The sequence below is a fragment of the Amycolatopsis sp. NPDC102522 genome, from assembly GCF_055584485.1.
This window is the reverse complement of record NZ_JBVJLY010000006.1, coordinates 321,572-333,015: the sequence shown is the minus strand read 5'-3', so window position 1 is coordinate 333,015 and position 11,444 is coordinate 321,572. Positions and strand designations below refer to the sequence as shown.

General features: G+C 68.8%; 13 protein-coding genes and 1 pseudogene. 10 read left to right on the top strand and 4 right to left on the bottom strand.

The features are described from left to right. Nucleotides 1–4 precede the first annotated feature (4 nt). The gene (locus tag ACZ6YV_RS18190) at nucleotides 5–1,300 is read left to right on the top strand and encodes a choice-of-anchor B family protein (RefSeq protein WP_465510700.1); all 1,296 of its coding nucleotides are present in this window, start codon (nucleotides 5–7) and stop codon (nucleotides 1,298–1,300) included. A gap of 12 nt (nucleotides 1,301–1,312) precedes the next feature. Then, nucleotides 1,313–2,194, top strand: a complete 882-nt coding sequence (locus tag ACZ6YV_RS18185; protein WP_465510699.1) for a hypothetical protein — start codon at nucleotides 1,313–1,315, stop codon at nucleotides 2,192–2,194. Here the strand turns inward: ACZ6YV_RS18185 and ACZ6YV_RS18180 are convergent. Then, the gene (locus tag ACZ6YV_RS18180; RefSeq protein WP_465510698.1) at nucleotides 2,175–4,856 is read right to left on the bottom strand and encodes a beta-N-acetylglucosaminidase domain-containing protein; all 2,682 of its coding nucleotides are present in this window, start codon (nucleotides 4,854–4,856) and stop codon (nucleotides 2,175–2,177) included. The genes ACZ6YV_RS18185 and ACZ6YV_RS18180 overlap by 20 nt on opposite strands. A gap of 404 nt (nucleotides 4,857–5,260) precedes the next feature. On the opposite strand from ACZ6YV_RS18180, the gene ACZ6YV_RS18175 reads away from it, so the two are divergent. The 4 genes and pseudogenes from ACZ6YV_RS18175 to ACZ6YV_RS18160 all read left to right on the top strand — a co-directional run. After that, a complete protein-coding gene (locus tag ACZ6YV_RS18175) occupies nucleotides 5,261–5,872 on the top strand; it encodes a SecDF P1 head subdomain-containing protein (RefSeq protein WP_465510697.1) in 612 nt (203 codons plus the stop codon). Nucleotides 5,873–5,939: 67 nt separating this feature from the next. Continuing rightward, nucleotides 5,940–6,995 carry an LLM class flavin-dependent oxidoreductase gene (locus ACZ6YV_RS18170; protein ID WP_465510696.1) on the top strand — a complete coding sequence of 352 codons (1,056 nt, stop codon included), beginning with the start codon at nucleotides 5,940–5,942 and terminating at the stop codon, nucleotides 6,993–6,995. A gap of 10 nt (nucleotides 6,996–7,005) precedes the next feature. After that, nucleotides 7,006–7,458: a hypothetical protein gene (locus ACZ6YV_RS18165; RefSeq protein WP_465510731.1), complete on the top strand. Its 453-nt coding sequence runs from the start codon at nucleotides 7,006–7,008 to the stop codon at nucleotides 7,456–7,458. Beyond that, nucleotides 7,448–7,501 (top strand): annotated as a pseudogene (locus ACZ6YV_RS18160) (hypothetical protein); the annotation flags it as partial. The gene ACZ6YV_RS18165 and the pseudogene ACZ6YV_RS18160, both read left to right, overlap by 11 nt. A 17-nt stretch (nucleotides 7,502–7,518) precedes the next feature. Here ACZ6YV_RS18160 and ACZ6YV_RS18155 read toward each other — a convergent pair. Next, nucleotides 7,519–7,662 (bottom strand): hypothetical protein, encoded by a 144-nt coding sequence (locus ACZ6YV_RS18155; RefSeq protein WP_465510730.1) that lies wholly within the window; start codon nucleotides 7,660–7,662, stop codon nucleotides 7,519–7,521. Between ACZ6YV_RS18155 and ACZ6YV_RS18150 the strand changes: the two genes are divergently transcribed. Further along, the gene (locus ACZ6YV_RS18150) at nucleotides 7,603–7,965 is read left to right on the top strand and encodes an SRPBCC family protein (RefSeq protein ID WP_465510728.1); all 363 of its coding nucleotides are present in this window, start codon (nucleotides 7,603–7,605) and stop codon (nucleotides 7,963–7,965) included. The genes ACZ6YV_RS18155 and ACZ6YV_RS18150 overlap by 60 nt on opposite strands. Before the next feature lie 13 nt (nucleotides 7,966–7,978). Here ACZ6YV_RS18150 and ACZ6YV_RS18145 read toward each other — a convergent pair whose 3' ends face one another. Further along, entirely contained in the window at nucleotides 7,979–8,941 is a 963-nt protein-coding gene (locus ACZ6YV_RS18145) for a M64 family metallopeptidase (RefSeq protein WP_465510695.1), read from the bottom strand. Between the two features lie 100 nt (nucleotides 8,942–9,041). Between ACZ6YV_RS18145 and ACZ6YV_RS18140 the strand changes: the two genes are divergently transcribed. From ACZ6YV_RS18140 to ACZ6YV_RS18130, 3 genes are all read left to right on the top strand, one after another. Further along, on the top strand, nucleotides 9,042–10,016 hold the full coding sequence (locus tag ACZ6YV_RS18140; RefSeq protein ID WP_465510694.1) for a LysR family transcriptional regulator: 975 nt from the start codon (nucleotides 9,042–9,044) through the stop codon (nucleotides 10,014–10,016). 74 nt (nucleotides 10,017–10,090) lie between these two features. Beyond that, nucleotides 10,091–10,843, top strand: coding sequence for a S1 family peptidase (locus tag ACZ6YV_RS18135; RefSeq protein WP_465510693.1), 753 nt, complete (start codon nucleotides 10,091–10,093; stop codon nucleotides 10,841–10,843). 55 nt (nucleotides 10,844–10,898) lie between these two features. Further along, nucleotides 10,899–11,129, top strand: a complete 231-nt coding sequence (locus ACZ6YV_RS18130; RefSeq protein WP_465510692.1) for a hypothetical protein — start codon at nucleotides 10,899–10,901, stop codon at nucleotides 11,127–11,129. Here the strand turns inward: ACZ6YV_RS18130 and ACZ6YV_RS18125 are convergent. Further along, the gene (locus ACZ6YV_RS18125) at nucleotides 11,119–11,250 is read right to left on the bottom strand and encodes a hypothetical protein (protein ID WP_378246257.1); all 132 of its coding nucleotides are present in this window, start codon (nucleotides 11,248–11,250) and stop codon (nucleotides 11,119–11,121) included. The genes ACZ6YV_RS18130 and ACZ6YV_RS18125 overlap by 11 nt on opposite strands. Between the last annotated feature and the right edge of the window lie 194 nt (nucleotides 11,251–11,444).

Genomic DNA, 11,444 nt, shown 5'->3' with positions numbered 1-11,444 from the left:
TCTGATGAAGCTCGTGCGCATGATGGGGCTGGCCGTGCTGACGGCCTCCGCTCTGGTGTTCTCGATGACGGCGGCGTCCGCGCACGACCCCGAAACGGCGGAGGGGCAGGCAGCGGCCAAGACTTTCATGGCCGACCACGTCCCGGCCGAGCGCCACGCCGTCACCGGCACCGCGGCGGGGGTGCCCTGTGTCAACGGCAAGGCCGACATCTACCCGTGCAAGAACGTCGACCTGCTCAGCGTGCTTCCCCTGTCCGGTCTCGGCGGCGGGAACGGCAACGACATCTGGGGCTGGACCGATCCCGCGTCCGGCAAGGAATACGCCATCGTCGGGCGGACCAACGGCACCGCGTTCGTCGATCTGAGCACACCGACCTCGCCGAAGTTCCTCGGCAACCTGCCGTCCAACGGCGGCAGCAGCTCGTGGCGCGACATGAAGGTGTACAAGAACCACGCGTTCATCGTGGCCGACTTCATCACCGGGCACGGTATGCAGGTGTTCGACCTGACCCGCCTGCGCACGGTCACCACACCGCAGACCTTCACCGCCGACGCGCTGTACAAGGAATTCGGTCCCGCGCACAACATCGCGATCAACGAGGAGACCGGTTTCGCCTACGCGATCGGCTCCAACACCTGCAGCGGCGGACCGCACATCGTCGACATCCGGAACCCGAAGGCCCCGGCCAAAGCGGGCTGCGTGTCGCAGGACGGCTACACCCACGACACCCAATGCGTCGTCTACCGAGGACCGGACACCGCGTACCAGGGCAAGGAGATCTGCTTCAACGCCAACGAAGACACGCTGACCATCGTCGACGTGACCGACAAGGCCAGGCCGGTCCAAATCTCGCGCAAGGGATATTCGGGCGCGCAGTACTCGCACCAGGGCTGGCTGACCGGTGATCAGCGCTACTTCCTGCTCGACGACGAACTGGACGAGTCGCGCGGCACCGACAAGCGCACCAAAACCTACGTCTGGGATCTGGCCAAGCTGTCCGCCCCCGTGCACACCGGCGTCTACAGTTCACCCGCCACCGCGATCGACCACAACCAGTACATCAAGGGCCAGTACTCCTACCAGGCCAACTACCAGGCGGGCCTGCGCATCCTGGACGTCAGCGGCGTCGCTTCGGCGAAACTGTCCGAGGTCGGCTACTTCGACATCTACCCGTCGGGCAACGCGGCGAACTTCAACGGGGCATGGAGCAACTACCCGTACTTCTCCAGCGGCATCGTCATCGTCAACGGCATCGAGCAGGGCTTGGTCGTGGTGAAACCCGCTCTCGCCGGGAAGTGACCGGGACCGATCGTGCGTAAGCCCCGGATCACGGATTGGTTGTTCCTCGCGCTGGCCCTGGTGATCGGAGTGTTCGCGGTGTCCGTGGCACTCCGTCCGACGCCTGGTTCCGCACATTCGGCTCACCAGCAGCCCGTCATGACGGCGGACCTGCTGCCCGCCGCGCACAGCGATGGGCTGTCGGAGGCGGAGAGCGGATACCGGTTCGACCGGGTCACCACACCCGGCAGCCGGGGGTCCGTGGTTCCGGTCGCTTTCCGGATCCTCGGCCCCGACGGGCGGCCGGTCACCCGTTTCTTGGACAACCAGACCAAGCAGATGCACTTCTTCGCCGTGCGCGACGACATGAACGTCTTCCAGCACGTGCATCCGGTGCTGGACGGGGACATCTGGCGCACGAGTCTCGCACTGGCCGACGGTGGCGCCTACCGGATGTTCGCCGAGTTCGTCCCGCTCGACACGAAGGACCCCCGTCATCCGGTGGTGCTCGGTGTCCCGTTTACCGTGCCGGGTGACACCAGCTTCGTCCCGGTGCCCGCTCCCGCCGGGGGCGCCGTGACGAACACGGGCTACCGGGTGGATCGGGCGGACGGAATGGCCTGGATTCCGGTGATGCGGGCGCAGGTTCTCCGCTTCGCCATCCGCGGCCCGGACGGCGCGCCGGTCACCGCTGTCGATCCGCATCTGGGCGCCAACGGGCATATGACCGGTTTCCACACCATGCTGCTGTCGGCGACGCACCTGCATCCGGTGCAGCCGGTCGGTGCGGCGCTGGTGGACGGTGAGCTGACCTTCCACTCCCTGTTCTCGGAGCGTGGCGAGTACCGGTTGTTCCTGGAGTTCTCGCACGGCGGGCGGGTGCACACGGCCGCCGTCACCGTCGCGGTGGGCTGACCGGAACGACCTCGGCGATCTTCGGCGGCGCACCTCCCGGTGCCCAGAGCAGCCGGACGCGATCGGTCACGACGTCAGGGGTGGGCAGTTCCGTGTAGCCGCCCGCCATCCGGCCGATCGTGCGCCAGCCACCCTCCGCGTCCGCGACCTGGACGTCGGCGCCCGCGCCGGCTTCCGCCGCCAGGACGACGACCTTGCCCAGCGGCTTCGGCGCGGCGGCCGCGACGACGAGCGCGTCACCGGGCACTGGCGCCGATGCCGCCGTGTACACCGAATCTGCGTTGTTGTCCGCGGCGGCGGGGAGATTCGAGCCCGCCGGGGTGCCGGTGACCGTGTACTTAGGACTGTCCGGTGTGGACAAAGTGAACTCTCGGACCACGATCCAGAACCCTTGGGCGCCGGTCACGCGCAGCCGGACGAACCGCGCCGAGGCGCCGTCCGGGAGGTCCGCCGAGACCGTCGGCTCGGTGACCGTCTTCACCGTCGTCCACCGCTCGCCGTCGGCGGAGTATTCGAGGACGCCGTTGTGGATGAAGTCGTTCGGACTGGTCGGTTTGCCCATGGTGATGTCCACATGGGACACCCGCTGCGCGGTGCCGAGGTCGACGCCGACGGTGTCGCCGACGCGCGGTGCCCAGTCGCTCCAGTAGTAGGTCTCGGGGTCGCCGTCGACCATCCGGGCGGGCACGTTGTCGGTGTAGGTGCCCATCGAGGTCGTCGGTTGCGGTCGGATCCCGGGCAGCCCGAACCAGCGGTCGGCCGTCGCCAGCGCGCTGTTGAGGAACGGCACACAGACGTCCGTGCAAGTGCTCGGGTTACGCGGCCCCCGCGCGGTCTGGACGCGGATCGCCTGCGCCTTCTTGAGCGCGGTGACGAGTTCCCCGCGTTCCGCCCACGCCTTCGCGCCGTCACCGTCGACCTGCGCGAGCAGCATCTTCACCGCGTGCCTGCCCGCCTGACCGTAGAGGCCGACCTGGTCGAGCCACGGCCCGACCTCGGCGAGGAACTTCGGGTTCGCGGCCATCCCGCGTCGCAGGTCTTCGGGATCGGCGGCCATCGAGGTGAGATAGCGGTCCAGTTTCGCCGCCGCGTCCCACGGGTCCTTCTTCTCCAACGCGGCCCAGAACGCGGCGAGCAGCGGGCGCAGCACCGGTGAGTCCAGATCCGGCTTCCCGGTTTCGAGGCGGACGAGCAGACTCGAATAGTTGTTCTCCGCGAACACCTTCAGCGCCGGCGCGGCGGGACCGCCGAGATCGGCGATGGCGGCGAGCCACGCTTCGTCGGGGTCGTACTTCTCCGGATTCCACAGGAAGTCACCCGAGGTGAATTCGGCGATCTTGGACGCCTCGGCCTGCACCATCGGGTTCGCGGTGATCCCGGACAGGAACTTCGCGACCCCGGGTTCGCGGCCGATGTACGGGCCGAGCAGCAGACGTTCGGTGATGTAGTCGTTGACCGGATAGTTGTCCCAGATCAGGATGTCGTGCCCAAAGACCTCTTTCGCCTGCAGGGCCTGCTTTTCGGTGATCTGCCCGGCGATCACGCCGACGCCCGTCCACTCGATGATCACCGCCTTGTCGAGCTGGGTGCGCAGCGCGGTCTTGTACGGGGAGTCGGCGAGGTCGTAGTACTCGGTCGGGACGGTCTGCAGTCGTTCGACGCCGGGATGCGTGGCGATGAAGTCCTGCTGCACCCGGTTGAGCAGGAACGACTGCGCCGAACCCGCGGCCGCGCCACCGGTGCCGAACTTCGCGGCGTCGGCGTCGCAGTTCCAGCGGGTGTAGGAGATGTCGTCGAGCGGGATCGCGAACGACCGCACGCCGATATCCCACAGGGACTGGAACTTCGCGACCAGTGCGGCCTCGTCCGCGTCCGACGAGTAGCACACCGAAAGACCGGGGGAGAGGGCGTAGGTGAACTCGACGTGGTTCGCGGCGGCGCGGGACACCAGTTGCGAGAGCAGCGCGAGCTGCTCGGGCGGATACTGATCGCGCCAGCGGGCGCGCAGGAACGGGTCGTCCTTGGGGGAATAGACGTACATGTTCTGCTTGGTGCGGCCGTAGAAGTCCAGCTGTGCCAGCCGATCGGCATGCGACCACGGCGCGCCGTAGAAGCCCTCGATCACGCCGCGCAGCGGAGCCGCCGGCCAGTCGCGCATGCTGAACGCGCGGCTCTTGCCGGACGCGAAAAGCTGCCGGAACGACTGTGCGGCGTAGAACGTCCCCGACGTGTCCACTCCGGACAGTGCGACCACCCCGCGATCGGCGGCGAGGACGTATCCGCCGGGGGACAGGCCTTCGGGGCCGTCGACGCGGAGCGCGGCGAGCGCGAGGGCGGTCGCCCTGCTTTCGGTGGGACCACCGACGAAGACGACGAGCCCGCCGTTGCCGCGTTCCCGGTCGACTGCCGCCTGGTCGTTGTCGGTGATCTTGACAAAAGTGCTCGTCCCCGCCGAACGGAGGACCTGCTCCACGACGGCGAGCGCGGACGGATCGGTGTCCGCGCCGACCACCTCGACGACCGTGCGCGGGATGGACACCTCTCCCGGCCGTGGCGTCACCTGCTGAGGCGTCGGCCAGACCCGCGCGAGCGGCGGGGAAGCGGTGGCCGCGCTCGCGGGGGCGGGAACGGCTACCGCCACCGCAGTCACGAGCAGCGTCACCGGAATGAGTCGAAGTACCCATCGGAAGGACATCGGCTGGCCCCCAAACCGTCGAGCGACGACGTTCTGTGAGCAAGGAAACACCCAATGCGATGACGGGGGCTAGGTCGTTCTGGGTGATTTTCCGACAGCGAATGCGTTGGTCGTGAGTGGTGAGTGTCGTTCTAACGCGACTTATCACTCACGAGAACTGGACCGACGCGTCGCCGCCGCTTTGGGCGCCCGAGGTACGTGGGGCGCATGTGGCGATCGCGAAGGTAGTGAAGTAGGTACCGAAGGCACCCCCAACCCCGAATCTCCGCTCACGACCCGCTGAACCCATCGGTCGGCGGGCCGACGCCGTTTCCGCCGGCAGGCGGGGCGTTTCGCTCCCATGAGGACGTCGGACACGTCAGAATGACCTCGTGCGAATCCTCTGTGGTGCGGTCGCCCTGGTCCTGCTCGGCGTCACCGGGTGTCAGTCCGGGGTTTCCGGTCAACCTGAACCCGAAGGCGACAGTTTCGCGGTCAAGGACGGCTCCCGGCTGCGGTTCCGGCCGGTTCTGACCGAACTCCCACCCGGTCCGGCGACAGGCGCGGCGACGAACCGCCAGAGCACGGATCCCGCCGAGCAGCAGGCCGCCGCGGCGGCGCTGGACTGCTCGCCGGGACCGGACCCTTTGGACGGCCGTGACGATCCGGCGCTCCCGTTGGTCGGCTGCGACCGCGTACAGGGCACGAAATACGTGCTGGGCCCGGCGTTCCTCACTGGAGCCGACCTCAGCCGGGCGAACGCTCGGCTCGACGCCCAGACGGGCGGTTCGATCGTGGGTCTCAGCTTCACCGACGCGGGTTCGCGGACGTGGGCCGACTGGACCGCGGGGAACATCGGCAAGCAGGTCGCGATGGTGCTGAAGAGCCGCGTGCTGACCGCGCCGTCGATCCAGGCCGCCATCACCGGCGGGGAAACCCAGATCACCGGCAAGTTCACCCTGCCCGAGGCGCGACAGCTGGCGCGCGACATCGCCGGCGTCTGACCTGAGAGGTGCGGAATACGATCACCGCGCCCGACGTTTGAGCGTTCAACTACTTGAGGAGTTGGACATGGGTTACGAGATCCTGGGCACCCGGCAGGCGCCGACCTTCGGCTTGGACACCTTCGGCGACGTGGAGAACGGCCCGGACGGCCAGCCGGTGAGCCAGGCCGAGGCCATCCGCCAGGTCGTGGCCGAAGGCGTTCTCGCCGATCAGGTGGGCGTGGACTACTTCGGCGTCGGCGAGCACCACCGCGCCGAGATGGCGGTGTCGTCGCCGGACGTCGTCCTGGCGTCGGTCGCCGGTCAGACTGACCGGATCCGGCTGGGCACGGCGGTCACGGTGCTCAGCTCGGACGACCCGGTGCGCGTCTACGAGCGGTTCGCCACGCTGGACGCCGTTTCCCTGGGACGCGCCGAGGTCACGCTCGGCCGGGGTTCGTTCACCGAGTCGTTCCCCCTGTTCGGCTATTCGCTGGACGACTACGAAGCCCTCTTCGCCGAGAAACTCGACCTGTTCACGCATCTGCAGGGGGAGAAGCCGGTCGACTGGTCCGGGACCGTGCGTCCCGCGCTGGAGGGCGCGCAGGCCTACCCGGTCACCGAAGCGGGCAGCCTGCCCGCCTGGGTCGGCGTCGGCGGCACCCCGCAGTCGGTGGTCCGCGCGGCCGCGTACGGTCTGCCGCTGGTGATGGCGGTGATCGGCGGATCTCCGGAGCGCTTCACACCGCTGGCCGACCTGTACCGCCGCGCGCTGAAGGAGGCGGGACACCAGGAGCTGCCGATCTCCATGCACAGCCCCGGCCACATCGCCGAGACCGACGAACTCGCGGTGGCGCAGCACTTCCCGCATCACCAGGCCGCCTTCGCCAAGATCGGCGCCGAACGGGGCTGGGGCCCGATGTCCCGGGCCGACTACGACGGCATGGCCGGGCCGCGCGGCGCGCTGTTCGTCGGCTCACCGGAGACAGTCGCGCAGAAGATCGCCTGGGCGGTACGGACTCTCGGCCTGTCGCGATTCCAGCTCAAGTACGGGGCCGGCGCGCTTCCGCACGAGCAGCGCCTGAACTCGATCCGGCTGTACGGCGAGCAGGTCATCCCTCGGGTGAAGGAGCTGCTCGGCTAGCCTCGAAACCGTGGTGTTCGACTCCGAGCGATTCGACCTTCAGCCGTACACCGGTTTCGACATGTCCCGCTATGTCCGGCGGACGTCTTGCAGCTGGGAGGATTCCGGCTGGGAGTCCCTGCTCGTCCAGCGATTCGACCACGTGCCCGTCGTCGAGGACCTGCGCCTGCCCGCCACGGCGGATCTGCACCTGGTCCTGCCGCTGGCGGGACGCGCGGTGATGGAGACACGCGGCGAAGGCCGGTGGAAACGCCATCACTGGGAGCCGGGGCGGCTCGAACTCGCCGTTCCGGGCAGGCCGGTGTCGCGCCGTTACCGCGGGGGAGAACGACGACCTGTACGCCGAATCCGCGGCCGCCTTCCTCTCCATGCATCTGCTCACCCGGCACGCGCGAAAGCCGGGGCCGCCGGACACGGGCCGGGAGGACAACCGGGTCCGCGCGGCCGTCGCGATGATGCGTGAACGGCTGGCCGATCCGCTCAGCGTCGCCGAAATCGCCGGGGAAGTGCATCTGAGCGTCTATCACTTCATCCGGGTCTTCAAGGAAAGACCGGTGAGACACCACACCGGTACCTCGGCAGGCTCCGGATCGAGGAAGCGCGAAGGCTGCTGCGCGACATCGACTTTCCCGATCGCCCAGATCGCGCGCAGCTGCGGGTTCGCCACTTCTGGAGCCCTGTCGCCGCGATCCGTGCCTTCCGGACCGGCAAGACGGTCACCAAGGAGCGGATCACCGCCCTCGACCCCGAACTCCGGTTCGCCTACGAGGGGGTGGACGTCCCGGTGATGGTCGACTGCCAGGCCGCTGTCGAGCTGTGCGAAACACCCGGCGGCGGGACACGGATCCGTTGGCACGGAACGTATCGCGTAGGCCGGGGCAACGCGTGGATCTTCCAGTGGTATCTCCGCCGCTTCATGCGTGGCATGGCGACCGGGCTCGCCGACAACGCCGGCGGCCCGGCCCGGTGACCATGCCAGGAAATCAGTGCCGGGCAGCGGCTTCGCGGTGGAAGCCGGCGATCATCGCTTCGGTGCTCGGCGGGTTGAAGGGCTGCCCGAGCGTCCGCATGAGCGAGTTCACGCTGGGGCGGTACATCCCGGTCTTGCAGTAGCGGGATCCCTCGAAGGCGCCGACAGTGCCGCCGTCGGGGGAGGGCTTGCCGAGCCAGGTGTGCCACTTGGCCCGGCGGTCCCGCATCTGCGCGGCCGTGAGCGCGGACGCGTTGGGCTCCCGGGGTTCACGGGTTTCGCAGGTGCCGTAGTCGTATTCGTCGGCCAGCCCGCCGATGGAGTGCCCGAGTTCGTGGGCGACGATCTGGCTGGCCTGGATGTTGCCGCCCGAAGAGGTCGCGACGCCGCCGCCCGCTCCGCCGTACTTGGTGGTGTTCGCCAGCATGATGACCTGATCGACGTCCGGGGCGGCCGCGGCGTACTGATTCGCCTTGGTTTCGTTGACGCACAACAGCCGTTCGATACCGCCGCACCAGAAGTACGAGCCCAGCGCGGTGTTGCGCCGCACCCCCTGGGTCGGGTCGTTGGTGACGCCGGACTGGGCGGAGACGACATCGACCTGCCAGAGATTGAACTGTTTGCGATAGCTCTTGTACGGCTCGATCGCGAACAGCGCCGCGATGCTGGAGCGGACGTGCTGCGAGTACGTGCCCAGCTGCGAGGAGGTGTAGCCGTCACCGACGAAGACCAGGTCGAAAGTGGTCTCGCTGGGGCCGTTGGTCTCGATCGGGGTCACCGTGGCGGCGTTCGCGATCAGTTGTGGTGCTGCGGTGCGGTCCGAGGCCGGTCGGCTGACGTCCACCCGGGTGATGGTCCCTCCGGGTTCGAAGGCCTCCATCGACGTCGTGAACCGGGGAGCCGCCGACGCCGTCGCGGGCGTGAATCCGGCGACGAGAACGGCGGTCAGCGCGACCATGAGACATGCGCGTCGCATGCGTACTCCTTGCGGGGAAGGGGAGAAAAGAGGAGTACGAAAAACGATCCCGACTTTCGACGGCTTCCGGCACATCCCAAGTGGCCATAAGGTCCGCGTGATGGACGTCGAGTTACGTCATCTGCGAGTGGTGTGCGCGGTGGCCGACGCGGGCAGCATCACGCGCGCGGCGATCGGCATCGGGAGCAGCCAGCCCGCGCTGACCGCTGCCGTGCAACGGATCGAGCGCGCGTTCGGCGGAACTCTGTTCGTCCGTAGCAGGGACGGGGTCTTCCCCACGGCGTTCGGCGAATGCGTGCTCGTCCGCGCGCGGGCCGTCCTCGCCGCGGCGGACACGCTGCACCGGGACGCGGCGCGCTGGCTGGTGGACGGGGAGGAACGTCCTGTCGCGCTGGGTGGGATCGGCGGTTCGATGGTCGTCGAGCTGGCCGACCGCCTCGGTGATTCCGGCCGGGGGCAAGCGGTTTCGGTGACCACGGAGTTCTCGCCCTTGCGGCTGCTGGATCTCGTGGCAGGCGGGCAACTCGACGCCGCCGTCGTCGCCGACTATCCCGGTCACGTCCTGCCGTCGGCGCCAGGGGTGGCGACGCGGCCACTGGCCACGCAACCGGTGTTCGTGGCGATCGCCGCGGACCATCCGGCCGCCCATCGCGCCGAGATCGACCTCGCCGACCTCGCCGGGGAACGGTGGGTGCTCGGGCCGTCCGACGGTGCGGGCTGGCCGGAGTGCTTCGAAGAAGCCTGCGGGCGGGCGGGATTCCGGCCGCAGGTCGCGCATCGGAGCACGGAACTCCGGCCACTGCAGCGCCTGATCGCCGCGGGCCGGGCGATTTCCCCTTGCCAGGTCACCTTTCCCGCCTCGCCCGGAATCACGATCCGTTGCCTCGCGGGGGATCCGTTGTGGATGCGGTATCTGATCGCCTGGAGCGCCGAAGGAGCCTTCGGCGGGAACAGCGAGGTCTTGATCGCCGCGGCCGAGGCGGCTTACCGGTCCGACACCGACAGCAGCCACACCTATCGGCACTGGCTCGCCCGCCGCGGCGAACCCGTCGACGTCCGTCGTGCCATCGGGTGACACCTGGTCGGGGAATTCCCCTTGTCGGGCGGGGGTCCTAGCCTCGGATCACCTCATCGACGAAGGGTAGAAAATTGCGTCTGCGCGCCCTGCTGGCCGCTGCTGTCCTGACCATCACCACCGCTCCGGTCGCGCTCGCCGCGCCGGACGTCGCCCACGGCACCGATGTCCCACCGGGACAGTTCGGGTTCGTCGCGAAGATCGCGATGACGAAGATCCCTCGCCCGGACGGTTCGACCTACAGCAGTTTCTGCACAGGGGCGCTGATCGCGCCCGGCTGGGTCATCACCACCGGCCACTGCTTCCACGACGCGCACCGCAAGCGGGTCTCGGGCAAGGTGCCGTATCCGACGACCGTGACGTTGGGTCTCGTCGACGAAGCGACCGAATCAGGCGTGGCCCGCAAGGCGACCGAAGTGCAGCAGGCGAAGGAGAACGACGTCGCCCTCATCAGGCTGGACACCCCGGTGACCACGGTTTCGCCGCTGACGGTGAACCGGGCGGTTCCCCAGGTCGGACTGCACCTGACCCTGGCGGGCTGGGGCAGCCTGACCTCGACGAATCCCGCTCCGGCGACGCGGATGCAGCAAGGCACCGTGCAGGTGGCGACGGTGGCCCCGACGACGGTGGGCGTCCGCGGCGCGGCGCCGTCGATCACGACCAGTGCCTGCACGTACGACTCGGGCGCACCGTACTTCGTCCCGGGCGGCAAGAGCGGCGCCTTGGTCTCGCTGGAGGCCACGGGGCCGGATTGCCCGCACGCCGGGGTCGAGACGACGTCCCGCGCGGACGCCATCGCGGACTGGATCGTCACCCAAACGGGGTAGCGGCCCGTTTCGGCCGACGACGGAGCGGGTAGTGGCGTGAGCAGGAGGTACAGCGATGACCAGTGCTGGAATGACCGCCCCTCCGGCGCCACCGAACCCGATGCCGCCGGACCCCGGAGTTCCCGATCCCGGTATCCCCGAGCCGGTGCCGGACCCCGGCAGGCCCGAGCCGCTACCGGACCCCGGGGTGCCCGAGCGGGTCCCCGATCCGGGTCCGGACCGCCCGCTGCCGGAACCCGGAAGCCCGCCGGAAGCTCAGCCCGGTCCGGCCGGGCTCAGAGGGTGAAAGCGAGCCACAGCGCGAGCCAGGCACAGGCCGCGACCGCGACGGCGACCGCGCAAACCCGCAGGCCGGCGGTGGCGATCCGGAGCGACGCGGTGCCGTTGTGCTGTCGGTGATTCCCCATGATGCCGCCCTCCTTTCAAGATCACCTTCCGCTCTTCGCGCGTTCTGCGCAGCGGGGATGAGCTGTCAGGGTGACCCCATCCGAGTGAGGGTGGCAGGAAACAGGCCCGACCGGAGTTTCCGGTTGGGCCTGTTCCATGTCAGTTGGGAGGGCCACGACGCCGTCTTCGGCGACCGAGAGTGTGCAATGACAGT

Bases quoted from the DNA above. Each gene is read 5' to 3' on its own strand.
- ACZ6YV_RS18130 (WP_465510692.1), top strand. From the start codon at position 10,899: ATGACCAGTGCTGGAATGACCGCCCCTCCGGCGCCACCGAACCCGATG.
- ACZ6YV_RS18145 (WP_465510695.1), bottom strand. From the start codon at position 8,941: ATGCGACGCGCATGTCTCATGGTCGCGCTGACCGCCGTTCTCGTCGCC.
- ACZ6YV_RS18190 (WP_465510700.1), top strand. From the start codon at position 5: ATGAAGCTCGTGCGCATGATGGGGCTGGCCGTGCTGACGGCCTCCGCT.
- ACZ6YV_RS18140 (WP_465510694.1), top strand. From the start codon at position 9,042: ATGGACGTCGAGTTACGTCATCTGCGAGTGGTGTGCGCGGTGGCCGAC.
- ACZ6YV_RS18170 (WP_465510696.1), top strand. From the start codon at position 5,940: ATGGGTTACGAGATCCTGGGCACCCGGCAGGCGCCGACCTTCGGCTTG.
- ACZ6YV_RS18125 (WP_378246257.1), bottom strand. From the start codon at position 11,250: ATGGGGAATCACCGACAGCACAACGGCACCGCGTCGCTCCGGATCGCC.